We start from the raw sequence: 14,546 nt of genomic DNA, 5'->3' as shown, positions 1-14,546 counted from the left end.
CTCCTTAGATAAGTTGTTCGATGTTGTAATGACCGTTTTCATAGCCTTTAACAGATATGATTTCTTCAACTCTGCGTCCTTGCGGTGTTCTTGTGATATGCACCACACAATGAACCGTTTCACCAATCAATGGTTCAATTTCAGTTGGGGCAGAGGGGTTACGTGTAATCAGTGATTTCAAACGATGAAGTCCTGCAAGACAGTTATTGGCATGCAAAGTAGCAGCACCACCCTCATGACCAGTATTCCAGGCATCAAGTAAATCCAATGCTTCACTGCCCCGAACCTCACCAACAAGGATTCGATCTGGCCGCATCCTTAGAGTGGTTTTTAAAAGCTGGGTCATATTGACATCAAGAGTGGTGTGATATTGAACGCAGTTCTCAGCGGCGCATTGAATTTCACCTGTATCTTCAATGATGAAAACACGCTCAGCTGGCGAACTACGAACCATTTCATTGATAATTGCGTTCACTAAAGTAGTTTTACCCGAACCAGTGCCGCCAATGACTAGAATGTTTCGGTGTGATATAACGGCCTTTTTAATCACTGCACATTGTGCTTCTGTCATAATTTCTGATTTTACGTAGTCATCCAGTGTAAAAACCGAAATGGCTTTTTTACGAATTGCGAATGTGGGTTTTGAGACCACTGGTGGCAGCTGCCCTGCAAAACGTGATCCGTCCAGTGGTAGCTCACCTTCCAGTATCGGATTAAAACGGGTTACTTCCTTACCATGAAAGCCCGCAACAGTTTTAATGATGGATTCAGCACGGGCGTCAGTGATACTACCTATGCAACGCATGGTTTCGCCTAAGCGTTCCTGCCAAAGTTTGCCATCTGCATTGAGCATGATTTCAACGGTTTTAGGATCACTTAGCGCCTGTTCAATCATGTCACCCAAATCACGCCTTAGCTTTTCACGGGCGCGGTCTTTAACCGTTATCCCTTGTTCTTCTTGTGCTTTCATACGAATCATCCTCGATGTTTTTAAGCTGACTTCAAGCCGTGTTTGAATTTGCTAATTAAACGGTCAACAATGCTTTCCTTATTGGAAGGAGAGTCACTGAACCATTGATCTTTTTGGCGTTCTCGATAAATGCGTCTTTGAATTTCATCACGGTGAACCGGGATAGATTGAGGGGCATCGAAAGCAAGGCGAACCTCACCATCACGATAACCCACTACAGTGCAGTAAACTTCCTCACTGATAACAACTGATTCACCAACTTTTCTTGTTAAAACCAACATAATGCGTCTCCTTTAAGTTATTTAAATAAATAGGCCTTGCACTGCCTGATATTCTCTTCAACCACTGCTTTACTGGCTGGTTGATATTTTTCTGATGTGACATAAAAAGCATTGCGCCTTTTGATATCACGACAAAAGCCAATCATTTGCGGCAGGGTAGGAGGCATTTCGCAATGATCACGGCAATCAATAATGACCTGATTCAAAATCTCATCATTGAATTGACTTAAGCCCTCCAACCACTCCTTCTTGGCAAACTCCAAAAAACCATCACTCTTGAACTGACTACGCCACAAATGTCCGTAGTAAACTGCAAAGCGGGTAAACAGGTTTTCAATACATTTTTTTCTACTGTCGGTAGCATTGCAGGTTGATGACGTTTGACTGCTTGTATTCGTCTTCATCGGTGATTGCTGCGTCTCCTGTTTCTGGGTTCCAGAATGGATCAATGGCTCCGCTCTTAGTATTTGTGCCGCACTTCTCATTCCGTTTCTCCTGCGTTAATTCGATTTTGACTTCATCTTCCCAACATTTTTGGGACAACCAGTTGGCTGGAAATTTCCATGCTGGAACCCATTCCCCATGAGCTTCTTTTGCTGTATGGGTTTTGATTTGTTGATCCAGGGCTTGCAGCATACTTTGCAGCAAAGGCTCATCTGGATTGATTTGTTTAAAGATTTCAAAGGCACGTTCACGTGACTTTTTCTCGGGGTACATACGCCAGAAATGGTCGAAGCGTTGTAATAAATAAATATAATTATTTTCTTTTATTAGAGGTGTGTCGGCTTTTAGGATTTCATCTGTGTCGGCTTTTGCTCTTACACCCTCAGAATACCCTGTATTTATAGGGAGTTTCGCATGCGGCTTTGTGTCGGCTTGCTGTGTCGGGTTTGTGCCGGGTTTATTTTGGACACAATAACTGATATCCGCTAAAAGACATTTTAAAATAAGATGTTTATCGAAAGACTGAATGACAATAAGACCTGAGCGTTCAAGCCCTTTAACGGCTCGTCGAATTTGCTGACGGCTAGGACTTCCAGATTCTGTAATCCCTTGATGGGGCTCAATATAAAGTGCCTCAGCCAGCGATTGGTAACTAATACGTCGCTTAATCCCTACTATGAAAGTATTGCGATCCATGTAGGGTCGAATCCCTCTTAAGTAGGTAATTTGTTGGATATATGAAAGCCCACAGAGCGCATCCAATTCCTTGTCATTCAGTGTAAAGTACATAAATAATCCGTTATTCCTTAACTAAAAGTCTTAGCTCCCAATGAAACATGTGATAACATTTTGAGAACTTAAGACAAAAAATAGCTCTTATTGAGCTTAACTACTCGAATCGAGTAGTTAATAAATCTCAAAATAACACATATTGAGTATTAGTCAATATGTAAATGGATTAATTTATTAACCAAAAACCGTGGAATGGGTATGAACATCAAAGAGAAAATCGGCCAAAGAATCATGAATGAACGAAAGGCCAAAGGGTTGACGAGAAAAGCATTGGCTGAGTTGACCAGTGAGTTGAAAATTTCACGTATTAATAATTATGAAAGAGGGGACCGTACCCCTGGCCCAACAGAAATTAAATTGCTTGCTGATGCCCTGGAAGTTTCAGCCTCTTATTTGATGTGCTTAACAGATAATCGTGAAGGGAAAATGACAAAATCCCTTGGCATGGGCGCATTGATTCCTGTCTTGGATTACAAACAAGTCATTGATCTATCTGCTTTTATCCAGAAAATTAAAGAGGATGTTGATACCAAAGTTGAGTTTATTCCTGTCAGTACAGCTGTCAGTGATAGCATTGGAAAAAATGCTTTTGCGCTGAAGATTAAGGATGAAAGCATGGTCCCGGAATTTCGGATTAATGATGTCATCATCATAGATCCTGATACAAGCCCCAAACCTGGCGATTTTGTAGTAGCCTTAATTGAGGGAGAGAAGGAAGTCATTGTTCGCAAGTATAAGCAATTATCGGCCTCCAAAGAAGTAAGGGAATTTGAATTGATTGCTCTTAATGAGGATTGGGCTGATATTCGTGTTGGTTCCAATGAAATGCAAGCCCAGATTATTGGATGCGGGATTAGTTTGGTCAGATCATTAACAGTATAGTCACTAATAGTTGGGGTTTTACTCTCTTAACTGGGTGTCCCTCAACTCAAGGAAAGATCATCCTAAACCAAACCCCATGGAGAAAAATCGCTGTTATGATAAGAAACGTAATTAAAATAATGTAAAAATGGATGGTTTTCTTCTTTTTTCGAAATAAAAAGCTAAGGGCAATCAATACGATGATTGCGATACCTAAAGAACCTAAAAACCATCCATCGGTAAACACTTTCATTTCTATTTAGTCACTCTTGGGTTGGTGATTGTGCCCTTCATTACCACCAAATCCTCCATCATAACCACTTTCGGGATGTGTTTGAGTGGACGTTGTTTTGGGAGTACAAGCTGACAAGCCAAAACTCAATAAACCAATAAACACAATCATCTTAAGTCCAATAGTATTCATTATTCCCTCCTTAACACGAACCACAATAACTTTATTCTATCTACATCGTAACATAATGAATAATAGAAGATAAATGAATATGGTCTATTCTCCAAATCTCAAGCCATATCCACTTAATGCTTGAACTCTAATAAATGTGAATGAATAAGAATACGAACTCCTAATGAGGATTCAATCACTAAAAAACATAAGAGCTGAGCACTATTTCGCTCATTCGAAACCAAGTCATTCATCATTTGAAGATACTATACTATACCTAATCCGATTGAATTAATATTGGCTACATATTGAATTGATGTGGTAATAGTATTGAAGCCACTGATGGGACGTATCAAGTGGACAGAGTGTCGCCGATGACCACGATTTAGGCAATCAAACCTGGCGCCCGTTATGGCGGCTGTTAATGCTAAGTCATTCAAAAACATTGACCGCAACAGTGGTTGTTCATCTAGTTTTTCCAGGAGATTGAAATGAAACCGATGCAGATTTTGTGGAAGCGCCTCGTAAAGGGCGGCGAGACTTGCACCCGTTGCGAGGCTACAGGTCGTGAACTCAAGGCGGCAGTGACCAAACTTGAGGCCGTCCTGCGACCTCTAGGAATCGAGCCAGTGCTCGAAACGCATGAAATCAACGAAGTTGCGTTCAAGTCTAATACCTCTGAGTCCAATCGTGTGTGGATCACAGGCAAACCCATCGAGGAGTGGCTCGGCGCCAATGTTGGCATGAACCGCTGCTGCTCAGTGTGCGGTGAGTCGGATTGCCGAACGCTCGAAGTCGGTGGCTGCTCATACGAGACGATCCCAGAGGAACAGTTCATCAAAGCTGGGTTGATGGCGGCAAGTCAGATGATCGCGTCGGAATCGTCACCGAACAAGACCGCATCATCGTGTTGCAGCAGTACCGCAGAAGCGAATCCATGTCAACCAACTCTGGGGCGAGACAAGAGTTGATGTGGTAACTGATCAAACGATTTGCAGGTATTAGCAGCCTCTCCCAACTGGAGAAATGGCGCGTCAGCCGACGCACTCCAGCGTTACTGCTCAAGAAGTTTCGGTCGCACATGCAGCGACAATATTGGGGGTGTGTAGGTAAAGTGATAAAAACTTGAGTTTTAGATTAAATTTTCCCAAAAAAGTGGTAGTTTCTATCATAGAGGAAGTATTTTAATTGAGAATACCATGAGCTGACTGGGTCCCACACGGAAATTACCCAGTAGAGTAAAGAAGGGCTTGATAATTACTTGATAATTAATGGAACAGCCATCCGATTTATCGGTATAGCATATGTTCTTTGGAAAAAATTAACGAATAAGGAGTGTAAATAAATGGGCTGCTCCACATGCTCCCCTAATAAAGAGCCAATGCCTAAGCTGTGGCATAATTCTAAAGTCATAACGGCATCAATAGCTGGTTTATTATTAACTATTGGTTTTGTAGGCTCATATTTGACACTACCAAGGATAATTGCTAATGGTTTTTACATAAGCGCGGTATTAATTGGTGGGTACTATTTTGCCCGCGAGGCAATAGAAGAATTTATTAAAGAACATGCAATTGGCATTGAATTCCTGATGTCTCTTGCAGCCATTGTTGCTGGTGTCATGGGGCAATGGGCGGAAGCAGCAACACTGGTGTTTTTGTATTCTATTTCTGAGGCCGCAGAAGGTTACTCCAGTGAACGAGCACGCCAAGCAATTCGAGCCTTGATGGATCTTGCTCCAAAAACCGCATTAGTCCGACGAAATAATGGCGAATTCCGGATACCTTTAGAAGAAATTCACGTTGGAGATGAATTTATTGTTCTTCCCGGAGAAAGCATAGCTACAGATGGAGAAGTTATTACAGGGCATTCGAGTGTTAATCAAGCACCTATTACGGGTGAATCAATTCCTGTAGAGAAACGCATAGGAAGTAAGGTTTTTTCTGCAGCTATCAACGGAGAAGGGACTCTCACTATTCGTGCAACTAAAAAATTTGCTGATAACACATTATCTCGTATCATTTTTCTTGTTGAAAAAGCACAAGACAAAAAGGGGCGCAGTCAACGATTTATAGAGCGTTTTGGCAATATCTATAGTCCTATTGTTCTGTTAATAGGGATACTTATAGCTACTTTGCCACCCCTGTTCGGTCTGCATTGGCAAGAATGGGTGATACGTGCAACGGTGTTTATAGTTGCTGCTGCACCCTGTGCCTTAGTGATTTCCATACCAATTACTCTTGTAGCAGCTCTTGGTACAGCAAGTCGGAATGGAATCATACTTAAAGGCGGATTATATTTAGAAAAATTAGTTAAAATAAAGGTTATTGCGCTTGATAAAACAGGAACATTAACAAAAGGGCAACCTAAGGTTACCGATATCATTGCATTGAACAATCATACACGGCAACACATATTAACTGCAGCAGCTACTCTGGAATCACGTTCCCAGCATCCTATGGCACAGGCTATTTTGCAACAAGCCAAAGAAGAAAATATTCAATATAGTCCTGTTGAGAATTTCAAATCACTGACTGGTTCGGGTGTGCTTGGTTTTATTAATGGGGAAAAATTTTATATCGGTAATCCAAAATTATTTACTGATATAGGTCTATTGACAGAAAATTTATCTCAAGAAATAAATCTATTACAGAGTGCTGGTAAGACAGTTGTATTATTAGGTACGGATAAAGAGATTTTCGGTTTAATTGCTATTGCAGACACCTTAAGGTCTACAGCAAGACAGGCGGTGGCTGCACTGAAAGTGTTGGGTATTGAGCGGGTAGTTATGCTTACAGGAGACAACTCCATAACCGCAGCCTCGATTGGCTATCAGGCGGATCTAGATGAAGTATTCTCTGAGCTATCACCAGAAGATAAGACACGAAAAATTGAAGAACTGGAAAGGCTATACGGAAAAGTGATGATGGTAGGCGATGGAGTAAATGATGCGCCTGCACTAGCAGCAGCTCATGTAGGAGTTGCTATGGGTGCTGCTGGAACAGATGTCGCATTAGAAACTGCGGATGTAGCATTAATGGGAGATGATTTATTAAAATTACCTTACCTTATCCAATTTAGTCGTCGAACCTGGAATATAATTTTACAAAACATTGGACTGTCTATAATTGTTATTAGCACGCTTGTTGTCGGAGCGGTATCTGGTTATTTTACTTTGCCAATAGCCGTTTTAGCTCATGAAATTAGTGAACTTATTGTTATTGCAAATGGTCTTCGTATGTTAAAATCTTAAATCATAGATGAGTCATCACAATGCGTTTAATACTCGCTCAAGTCGTTGCCTCACCTCACCCGCTACGTGAGTGATCTCAGGATTTCCGACTAATTCTAATACGGCGTTTGGATCCATGAATTCAATATACACTTTGCCTGTATTATCTTGGCGTACAACCACATTACAGGGTAGAAGCAAACCAATAGACGGCTCTTTTTCTAAAGCTTGATGGGCAAATTGTGGATTGCATGCACCAAGAATTTGATAGGGAGGCATGTCTTGATTTAACTTCTTTTTCAGAGTTGCTGACACATCTATAGTCGTAAGAACTCCAAATCCCTCTTTTTGCAATTCTTCAGTAACCTTCTTAATTGCATCATCAAATGAATACAATACTTTTTTTCCAAATCCATATTTCATTTTATTCATGTTTATTCCCAATTGTTTTTATAATTAACTATTTATTTCGTAATTGTTTTGCCCACCAAATAAGAGCTAGAGTAATCAGCGCATTGATAACAATTGACCAAGTATTTAAAGTGGGGGTCAGAATTATAAATTTAAAGTCCAAAGGAACTAAAAATGCAAAAAAGACGTGTGCCATCGTATGAAAAAATTCAAACCCCGCAAAAAATAGAACGATATCCCTAAACATAGAATCTGTCCTTTCAATCTTCATTCATTTGTTAATTATAGTATATACAAATAGAAAAATCTGACGTTGATTATCGATTATGTTTAAAAATAAGTTCTATTTTTGTAGGCGCTAATTTAACTCAAAGTGGTTTTACGACATTTTGTCCTTTGGAGATCATCCTTAAGAAAATTGGGGTTGGGAAAGCCAAATAAAAGCGATTTAAAAATAGAATCGCTGTTCAGATATGTCCAGGTAAGGTAAGCTAATTAGATAGTGATTTTTTTGAAGATAGCAGTTTATGGAAAACATACCAATATTGGCAGATTATCAAAATCCTATGGTGCAAAAGGTTGCGTTCGAGATAACTCAAACTGAATCTGATATTGTAGGAAAGGTACGACGTATTTTTGAGTTTGTTCGTGATGAAATTAAGTTTGGGTTTTCTCCCGATGGGGATTGGGTTTCCGCCTCAAAAACATTACAAATTAAAATTGGGCAGTGCAACACAAAAAGTACTCTTTTTTTAGCGCTATGCAAAGCACTCAATATACCTGCCAGAATTCATTTCTCTCTCATTAAGCGAGAAATTCAACATGGTGTATTTCCTGAATTTTTATACTTATTATTACCAAAACAATTATCACACTCATGGATTGAAATTAATATTGATAATAAATGGTTACGAATTGATGGATATATTGATGATTTAGTCTATTTTCGTGGAGCAATTGACCAATTAACCAAAAGTGGTTGGGATATTGGTTTCGCTATAGCTTGTGACGAGGAAAAGCTCAGCCCAGAATTTAACCCCAATGAAGAAAAATTTGAACAAATGTGCGCGGTAACGGAAGACCATGGAATTTGGAATGATCCAATAGAATATTATCAGTCAAATCTATATAGAAATCGTCCAAATTTTTTGAAGCAGATTATCTACCGATTATTTATTCCCCTAGTAAATCATCGTATAGAAAAAATACGGCGAATTTCAAAAAGAGCAGATACTTAATTCCGTAGTTTTTTTATTAAATGCCGAATTAGAAGACAAAGAATATCTTGAGCAATAACCAAATCCTGAATAACCGTTAGGGCTATCAAGTGTCGAGGCGAAAAATAGACTAATCCAATATGGTCAGGATTTACGAAAAACATATATATTAAGTCAATAGATCACCGCTATAATATCCATTAACTCTTCATTTCCTGATATTCAGAATGCCCTTTGTGTGAATTAAGCAAGCGTAGACCATTCGCAACAACAATTAAGCTCGCACCCATATCAGCAAATACTGCCATCCAAAGCGTTGCTAGTCCTCCCAAGGCCAGAATAAAAAACACTCCTTTTATGGCAAGTGACAAAGTAATATTTTGGCGAAGAATGCGCGCCGTTTTTCGACTTAAGGTAATATATAATGGGAGCATGGCTAAATTATCATTCATTAACGCCACATCTGCAGTTTCTAAAGCGGTATCGGTACCTTTTCCCATGGCAAAACTAATCGTGGCCTTGGCCAAAGCAGGGGCATCATTGATTCCATCACCCACCATTCCCACCGTTCTATACTGGTCTAAAAGACGATTAATTGCTTGTAATTTTTCGGTAGGTAGGACATTCGCTTGCACTTCATCAATCCCCACCTCCTTGGCAATAGCTTTAGCTGTCAGCGCATTATCGCCAGTTAACATCGCTGTTTTAAGTCCTTGTTGATGCAACATGTCAATCGCCCATTTGCTTTTAGCACGAAGCGTATCAGCCACTGCAAAAATCGCCAAAACTACTGATGAATTACTCAATATGACAGTCGTTTTTCCTTCCTCTTCCAAACGCTTGAGCTCCTGCTCTACAGCAAGAGAGCATACCTTATTATCCTCTGCTAATTGATGATTCCCAACGTAATATAGTTCTTGACCAATTGTGCCTTGCACCCCTCGGCCGGGCAGTGCTGAAAATTGCTCTACTTCGAACAAGGATTCATTAGATTGATTTTGCCGCCAGTATTCCACCAAAGCATGAGCAACTGGATGTTCCGAATGACTATCAAGGCTTGCGGCAAGTAATAAGAAGTGCTCTTTGGGTTGTTTTTTATCGTAAACGATAAAATCAGTCACTACAGGTTTTCCTTCAGTTAAGGTGCCTGTTTTATCCAGAGCAATTAATTTTAGCTGGTGCCCCATTTCTAAATAGCTGCCTCCTTTAATAAGAAGACCGTGCTGTGCCGCTGAAGCCAATCCGCTGACTACCGTCACCGGTGTGGAGATGACTAAAGCACAAGGACAGGCAATAACTAATAACGTTAAGGCCTTATATATCCAATCATAAAAAGGATAGCCAAACACCAAAGGAGGAATAAGTGCGATAAAGAGTGCAATCAAAACCATAATAGGGGTGTAATATTTTGCAAACTCATCGACAAAGCGCTGCGTTGGAGCCCGTTCACTTTGTGCCTGCTCAATGGCTTTACCAATTTTAGCAAGCAACGTATCACCTGAAACTTTACTGACTTTAACTTCAAAAGCACCATACTCATTTAAAGTACCAGCAAACACAGCATCACCTACTTGCTTGCTTACCGGCATGGACTCGCCTGTAATCGGTGCTTGGTTAACGCTACTTTGTCCCGATATCAACACCCCATCAAGCGGTATGCGCTCACCTGGTTTTACTTTAAACACTGCACCGACCGCTACCTCTTCTACAGGCAAAGTCTGCCATTGACCGTTATCCATCTTAATCTGGGCTACCTCTGGCGCAATTTGCATGAGACTGCGAATGGCCAAGCGTGCCTTATCCAAAGAATAACGCTCGATACGCTCAGCTAGGGCAAATAAAACGGTGACCATCGCGGCTTCCGGCCAGGCGCCTATAATCAGTGCTCCTGTGATTGCAATCAACATTAGGCTGTTGATGTTCATGGCTTTGGTACGTAACGCAAGCAAACCCTTTTTAAAAGTAGATGGGCCGCTTAATATAATAGCTAGCACCGCAGGAAGAATAACCCAAATTGATTGCTCTGCTGTCCATAAATAAGCAGTTAGCTCAGAGCAAAGCGCTAAAAACCCTGCCAAAGCAATAAATGGCCAAGAGGAATCAACTCGCTTTCTCTCTTCTTTTACAGAGGAAGTGCTGCCCTGAGCACGCACGCTCATGCCTAATGTTTCAATTTGTTTTTGCAAAACATCAATAGCAGGAAGACGATGGTGCACGGTGACTTCTTCTGCAATGAAATTAAAATCCATCTGCTCCACTTCAGGAATCATTTCTAATTGCCGCCTGATTAATCGCTCTTCAGTAGGGCAATCAAGGCCTGCAACAAAAAAAGTGGTTGAGGTTAAAGGCTTTGTCATAATGAGCTCCCACATTGGCCGCAAAATTTCGCACCAGCAGAAACAGTGGCACCACAAGTGCGTAAGCTATTCTCAAGTCCGCTGCCACATTGACTGCAAAAGCGAGCCCCAGGTAAAAGGGAAATCTTACAACGTGGACAATTCAATCCTGAAGCGGAAGGAGTGGTTGAGTAATTATCGTGTTGGTTTGTTTGACCATGATGAGAATTTCTGTTTTTGCCATGGTGACCGCCCAATGTCCCAAGCATTCGTTTTAAAAAATTCATGTTAATTCTCCATTTCTTCAGTAAAGTGTTTGAGTATATCCTCTAAAACACAACGAACATGCGAGTCATAAATGCTATCGTGCTCTTCATAGATGCCTTACCACTTACCTTAAAATGATACGATGACCAATAGGCTAGATTCACCAGAAATCACGAGTTATCGCTGGATTTTTTAACTAATGTTTTTTTATATCGTTCATGAAATAGGTAATACAAGCCAGGCAATACTAAGAGTGTTAGAAAAGTTGACGAAATAATGCCGCCTATAACAACCGTTGCCAAAGGACGCTGAACTTCAGAGCCAGTGCCAGTGGCTAAAGCCATAGGCACAAAGCCTAAAGAGGCCACCAAAGCAGTCATCAGAACCGGACGAAGCCTTGCTAAAGAGCCTTGCAATACCGCATCCTTTAAATACATTTTTTTCTGATCATGCAACTTATTGATAAAAGTAATCATGACCAGGCCATTAAGGACAGCCACTCCTGATAAAGCAATAAACCCAACACCTGCTGAAATGGACAGGGGAATACCACGAAGCCACAGTGCAAATACCCCACCGGTTAATGCTAATGGAATGCCACTAAATACCAAGAGCGCATCTCGTACTCGACCAAAGCTCATAAACAACAATAAGAAAATGCCTAATAAGGTGATAGGAACGACGATTTGTAGCCGTTGAGAAGCGGATTGCAATTGCTCAAATTGCCCACCCCAAGTCACCCAATAGCCACTTGGGATCGTGACATTTTGCTCAATACGCTGCTTGGCTTCATTCACAAAGGAGCTTAAATCCCGATTACGGACGTTAGCACTAACCACTATCCGCCGCTTGCCGCTTTCTCGACTGATTTGATTAGGGCTTTCACTCCGCACCATTTTGGCTATTTCACTTAACGGAATAAAATGCCTCTCGCCATCTTTGGCTTGTGGTAAAGGAATAAATACTTGGCGCAAAACATTAGGATCGGTGCGCAAATTCTCGGGCAAACGCACCACCAAATCAAATCGTTTGTCCCCTTCAAAAAGCTCACCACCTTTTTTGCCGCCTGTAGCGATGACAATGGCGTCTTGTACTGTCCCAATTTGTAATCCGTAGCGCGCCAAAGCATCACGATTGATTACGATGGTCAGAAGTGGCAAGCCACTGACTTGCTCTACTTTAACATCCGCAGCACCAGAGACTTGTTTTAATTGGGCACTAATAGCTTCTGCCACCTTTAGCAGTGTATTCATGTCATCACCAAATACTTTCACTGCGACATCACTTCGAACCCCAGAAATCAACTCATTAAAGCGCATTTGAATGGGTTGGGTAAACTCATAATTATTCCCAGGGACTTGCTTGACTGCTTCTTCGATTTCCTGGACTAACTCCTGTTTGGTTTTCTTAGGGTTAGGCCAATCTTTTCGAGGCTTTAACATAATAAAGGTATCCGCAACATTGGGCGGCATAGGGTCAGTAGCCACTTCAGCAGTTCCTAGTTTGGCAAAAACACGTTTGACTTCTGGAAATTGACTTATCCGCTCTTCCACTAAATGCTGCATGGTAATGGCTTGCGTTAAACTGGTTCCTGGGATACGCATCGCATGCATCGCAATATCGCCTTCATCAAGGCTTGGAATGAATTCACCACCCAATCTAAAAGCAAGCAGGAGACTCATTGCGACCAGAGCAACCGCGCCTCCTATCACCATCTTTCTGGCATGAAAACAACGGCGCAAGGCCTTCGCATAAGCAAGGGAGAGGTAGTGTACCAACCAATTTTCTTTTTCTTGTACGCGCCCATTTAGAAAAATCGCAACTGCTGCTGGAACAAAAGTTAGAGCAAAGAGCATGGAGGCAAGCAACGCTGTAATGACCGTTTCAGCCATGGGTAAAAACATTTTCCCTTCAACACCAGTTAACGTCAAAATCGGTAAATAAACGACGGTGATAATGAAGACACCAAAGATACTGGGCCGAATCACTTCAGTGGTTGCATAAGCAATGACTTTCAACCGCTCTTCTAAATTCAAGATACGATGAAGCGCATGCTGTTGCTCACCTAAATGCTTAATGCAGTTTTCAACAATAATCACTGCACCATCTACAATTAAACCAAAATCAAGAGCGCCTAAGCTCATCAAATTAGCACTGATTTTATTAGATACCATGCCGGTAATGGTAAGCAGCATCGATAAAGGGATCACCATGGCAGTTATAAGTGCTGCACGAATGTTGCCTAAAAAAAGGAACAAAATAACGCAAACAAGCAATGCGCCTTCCAGTAGATTTTTCTTAACCGTGTTAATGGTGGCATTCACCAACAAGGTCCGATTATATACTGTAGCCGCTTCGATGCCTTCTGGCAGTGATTTATTAATCTCTTTCATTTTGGCAGCGACTCGCTCAGACACAGTGCGACTGTTCTCACCCATGAGCATGAATACAGTGCCTAAAACGACCTCATTGCTGTTCTCCGTAGCAGCTCCTGTGCGCAACTCCTTACCTAAGGCCACTTCCGCTACATCACGAATTCGAATAGGTGTTCCCTCAAAACTGGCTATAACGATGTTTTCAATATCAGAAATATTTTGTACCTGTCCCGGCACTCGAATTAAGTTTTGCTCGCCATTGGTTTCGATATAACCAGCACCGACATTGGCATTATTACGTTCTAATGCTTCAACCACATCATTTAAACTTAACCCATAGCGAACCAGCTTCATGGGATCTGGCGTGATATGAAATTGCTTTTCATAGCCTCCAATGGTGTTTACTTCGGCAACACCTTCGACATTACGAAGTTGCGGTTTAATAATCCAATCTTGAACGGTACGCAGTTCCATAGGATTATAACGTTGACTGGTTGGTATATTGTGTTTATTTGTCACTGTGTACATAAAAATCTCACCAAGCCCTGTTGAAATTGGACCTAGAGTGGTTTCTACTCCAGGTGGGAGCTTGTCTTTTACTTCTTGCAGACGCTCATTAATCAATTGGCGTGCAAAATAGATGTTCGTTCCGTCTTTAAAGACCACAGTGACTTGTGATAACCCATAGCGCGATAAAGAACGTGTATAATCCAGATTAGGTAACCCGCTCATGGCTAATTCAATAGGAAAGGTAATACGCTGCTCTACTTCAAAAGGCGAATAACCTGAAGCCTGGGTATTGATTTGTACTTGTACGTTAGTGATATCGGGTACCGCATCAATAGGTAAGCGTTGAAAATTATATGCGCCATAGACAGCAATGACTGCCGTAAACAATAAGACAAACCAACGATGTGTTAGGGAAAAACGAATTATTTTCTCAAGCATCATTCATCC

At 41.2% G+C, this 14,546-nt stretch carries 14 protein-coding genes; 5 read left to right on the top strand and 9 right to left on the bottom strand.

All coding sequences use genetic code 11. The annotated features are described in order from the left end of the window. Nucleotides 1-4: 4 nt before the first annotated feature. From trbB to ACZ5EK_RS12150, 4 genes are read right to left on the bottom strand one after another with little or no spacing between them, the layout of a single operon-like run. Complete coding sequence (gene trbB, locus ACZ5EK_RS12165; RefSeq protein ID WP_464429882.1) at nucleotides 5-970, bottom strand: P-type conjugative transfer ATPase TrbB; 966 nt, start codon at nucleotides 968-970, stop codon at nucleotides 5-7. 20 nt (nucleotides 971-990) lie between these two features. After that, nucleotides 991-1,251, bottom strand: a complete 261-nt coding sequence (gene csrA / locus ACZ5EK_RS12160; protein WP_018576443.1) for a carbon storage regulator CsrA — start codon at nucleotides 1,249-1,251, stop codon at nucleotides 991-993. A 17-nt stretch (nucleotides 1,252-1,268) separates the two neighbouring features. Then, on the bottom strand, nucleotides 1,269-1,580 hold the full coding sequence (locus ACZ5EK_RS12155) for a Vir protein (protein WP_464432498.1): 312 nt from the start codon (nucleotides 1,578-1,580) through the stop codon (nucleotides 1,269-1,271). A gap of 19 nt (nucleotides 1,581-1,599) precedes the next feature. After that, nucleotides 1,600-2,484 carry a hypothetical protein gene (locus tag ACZ5EK_RS12150; protein WP_464429880.1) on the bottom strand — a complete coding sequence of 295 codons (885 nt, stop codon included), beginning with the start codon at nucleotides 2,482-2,484 and terminating at the stop codon, nucleotides 1,600-1,602. 201 nt (nucleotides 2,485-2,685) lie between these two features. On the opposite strand from ACZ5EK_RS12150, the gene ACZ5EK_RS12145 reads away from it, so the two are divergent. Beyond that, on the top strand, nucleotides 2,686-3,369 hold the full coding sequence (locus ACZ5EK_RS12145) for a helix-turn-helix domain-containing protein (protein ID WP_464429878.1): 684 nt from the start codon (nucleotides 2,686-2,688) through the stop codon (nucleotides 3,367-3,369). Between the two features lie 238 nt (nucleotides 3,370-3,607). On the opposite strand, the gene ACZ5EK_RS12140 is transcribed toward ACZ5EK_RS12145, so the two are convergent. Beyond that, complete coding sequence (locus tag ACZ5EK_RS12140; protein WP_464429876.1) at nucleotides 3,608-3,772, bottom strand: hypothetical protein; 165 nt, start codon at nucleotides 3,770-3,772, stop codon at nucleotides 3,608-3,610. A gap of 470 nt (nucleotides 3,773-4,242) precedes the next feature. Here ACZ5EK_RS12140 and ACZ5EK_RS12135 point away from each other — a divergent pair, with 470 nt between their 5' ends. Together ACZ5EK_RS12135 and ACZ5EK_RS12130 are read left to right on the top strand one after the other, a co-directional pair. Further along, on the top strand, nucleotides 4,243-4,722 hold the full coding sequence (locus ACZ5EK_RS12135; protein ID WP_464429874.1) for a DUF2703 domain-containing protein: 480 nt from the start codon (nucleotides 4,243-4,245) through the stop codon (nucleotides 4,720-4,722). 374 nt (nucleotides 4,723-5,096) lie between these two features. Further along, nucleotides 5,097-7,004 carry a heavy metal translocating P-type ATPase gene (locus tag ACZ5EK_RS12130; protein WP_464429872.1) on the top strand — a complete coding sequence of 636 codons (1,908 nt, stop codon included), beginning with the start codon at nucleotides 5,097-5,099 and terminating at the stop codon, nucleotides 7,002-7,004. A gap of 15 nt (nucleotides 7,005-7,019) precedes the next feature. Here ACZ5EK_RS12130 and ACZ5EK_RS12125 read toward each other — a convergent pair whose 3' ends face one another. After that, complete coding sequence (locus ACZ5EK_RS12125; protein ID WP_464429871.1) at nucleotides 7,020-7,415, bottom strand: DUF302 domain-containing protein; 396 nt, start codon at nucleotides 7,413-7,415, stop codon at nucleotides 7,020-7,022. 270 nt (nucleotides 7,416-7,685) lie between these two features. Here ACZ5EK_RS12125 and ACZ5EK_RS12120 point away from each other — a divergent pair, with 270 nt between their 5' ends. Further along, nucleotides 7,686-7,835: a YgaP family membrane protein gene (locus ACZ5EK_RS12120; RefSeq protein WP_464432497.1), complete on the top strand. Its 150-nt coding sequence runs from the start codon at nucleotides 7,686-7,688 to the stop codon at nucleotides 7,833-7,835. An 86-nt stretch (nucleotides 7,836-7,921) separates the two neighbouring features. Further along, entirely contained in the window at nucleotides 7,922-8,632 is a 711-nt protein-coding gene (locus ACZ5EK_RS12115; protein WP_464429870.1) for a transglutaminase-like domain-containing protein, read from the top strand. Between the two features lie 179 nt (nucleotides 8,633-8,811). Here the strand turns inward: ACZ5EK_RS12115 and ACZ5EK_RS12110 are convergent, their stop codons facing one another. From ACZ5EK_RS12110 to ACZ5EK_RS12100, 3 genes are all read right to left on the bottom strand, one after another. Next, on the bottom strand, nucleotides 8,812-10,968 hold the full coding sequence (locus tag ACZ5EK_RS12110; RefSeq protein ID WP_464429868.1) for a heavy metal translocating P-type ATPase: 2,157 nt from the start codon (nucleotides 10,966-10,968) through the stop codon (nucleotides 8,812-8,814). Continuing rightward, nucleotides 10,965-11,234 carry a zinc ribbon domain-containing protein gene (locus ACZ5EK_RS12105; protein WP_464429866.1) on the bottom strand — a complete coding sequence of 90 codons (270 nt, stop codon included), beginning with the start codon at nucleotides 11,232-11,234 and terminating at the stop codon, nucleotides 10,965-10,967. Before ACZ5EK_RS12105 ends, ACZ5EK_RS12110 begins: the two co-directional genes overlap by 4 nt. Before the next feature lie 150 nt (nucleotides 11,235-11,384). Next, nucleotides 11,385-14,537: an efflux RND transporter permease subunit gene (locus ACZ5EK_RS12100; protein WP_464429864.1), complete on the bottom strand. Its 3,153-nt coding sequence runs from the start codon at nucleotides 14,535-14,537 to the stop codon at nucleotides 11,385-11,387. Nucleotides 14,538-14,546: the final 9 nt, after the last annotated feature.

The organism is Legionella sp. JM-2024 (assembly GCF_055389095.1).
The sequence above is the reverse complement of the archived record's forward strand: the minus strand, read 5'-3'. Positions and strand labels throughout refer to the sequence as shown.

Bases quoted from the DNA above. Each gene is read 5' to 3' on its own strand.
- trbB (WP_464429882.1), bottom strand. From the start codon at position 970: ATGAAAGCACAAGAAGAACAAGGGATAACGGTTAAAGACCGCGCCCGT.
- csrA (WP_018576443.1), bottom strand. From the start codon at position 1,251: ATGTTGGTTTTAACAAGAAAAGTTGGTGAATCAGTTGTTATCAGTGAG.
- ACZ5EK_RS12150 (WP_464429880.1), bottom strand. From the start codon at position 2,484: ATGTACTTTACACTGAATGACAAGGAATTGGATGCGCTCTGTGGGCTT.
- ACZ5EK_RS12145 (WP_464429878.1), top strand. From the start codon at position 2,686: ATGAACATCAAAGAGAAAATCGGCCAAAGAATCATGAATGAACGAAAG.
- ACZ5EK_RS12140 (WP_464429876.1), bottom strand. From the start codon at position 3,772: ATGAATACTATTGGACTTAAGATGATTGTGTTTATTGGTTTATTGAGT.
- ACZ5EK_RS12135 (WP_464429874.1), top strand. From the start codon at position 4,243: ATGAAACCGATGCAGATTTTGTGGAAGCGCCTCGTAAAGGGCGGCGAG.
- ACZ5EK_RS12130 (WP_464429872.1), top strand. From the start codon at position 5,097: ATGGGCTGCTCCACATGCTCCCCTAATAAAGAGCCAATGCCTAAGCTG.
- ACZ5EK_RS12125 (WP_464429871.1), bottom strand. From the start codon at position 7,415: ATGAATAAAATGAAATATGGATTTGGAAAAAAAGTATTGTATTCATTT.
- ACZ5EK_RS12115 (WP_464429870.1), top strand. From the start codon at position 7,922: ATGGAAAACATACCAATATTGGCAGATTATCAAAATCCTATGGTGCAA.
- ACZ5EK_RS12110 (WP_464429868.1), bottom strand. From the start codon at position 10,968: ATGACAAAGCCTTTAACCTCAACCACTTTTTTTGTTGCAGGCCTTGAT.
- ACZ5EK_RS12105 (WP_464429866.1), bottom strand. From the start codon at position 11,234: ATGAATTTTTTAAAACGAATGCTTGGGACATTGGGCGGTCACCATGGC.
- ACZ5EK_RS12100 (WP_464429864.1), bottom strand. From the start codon at position 14,537: ATGCTTGAGAAAATAATTCGTTTTTCCCTAACACATCGTTGGTTTGTC.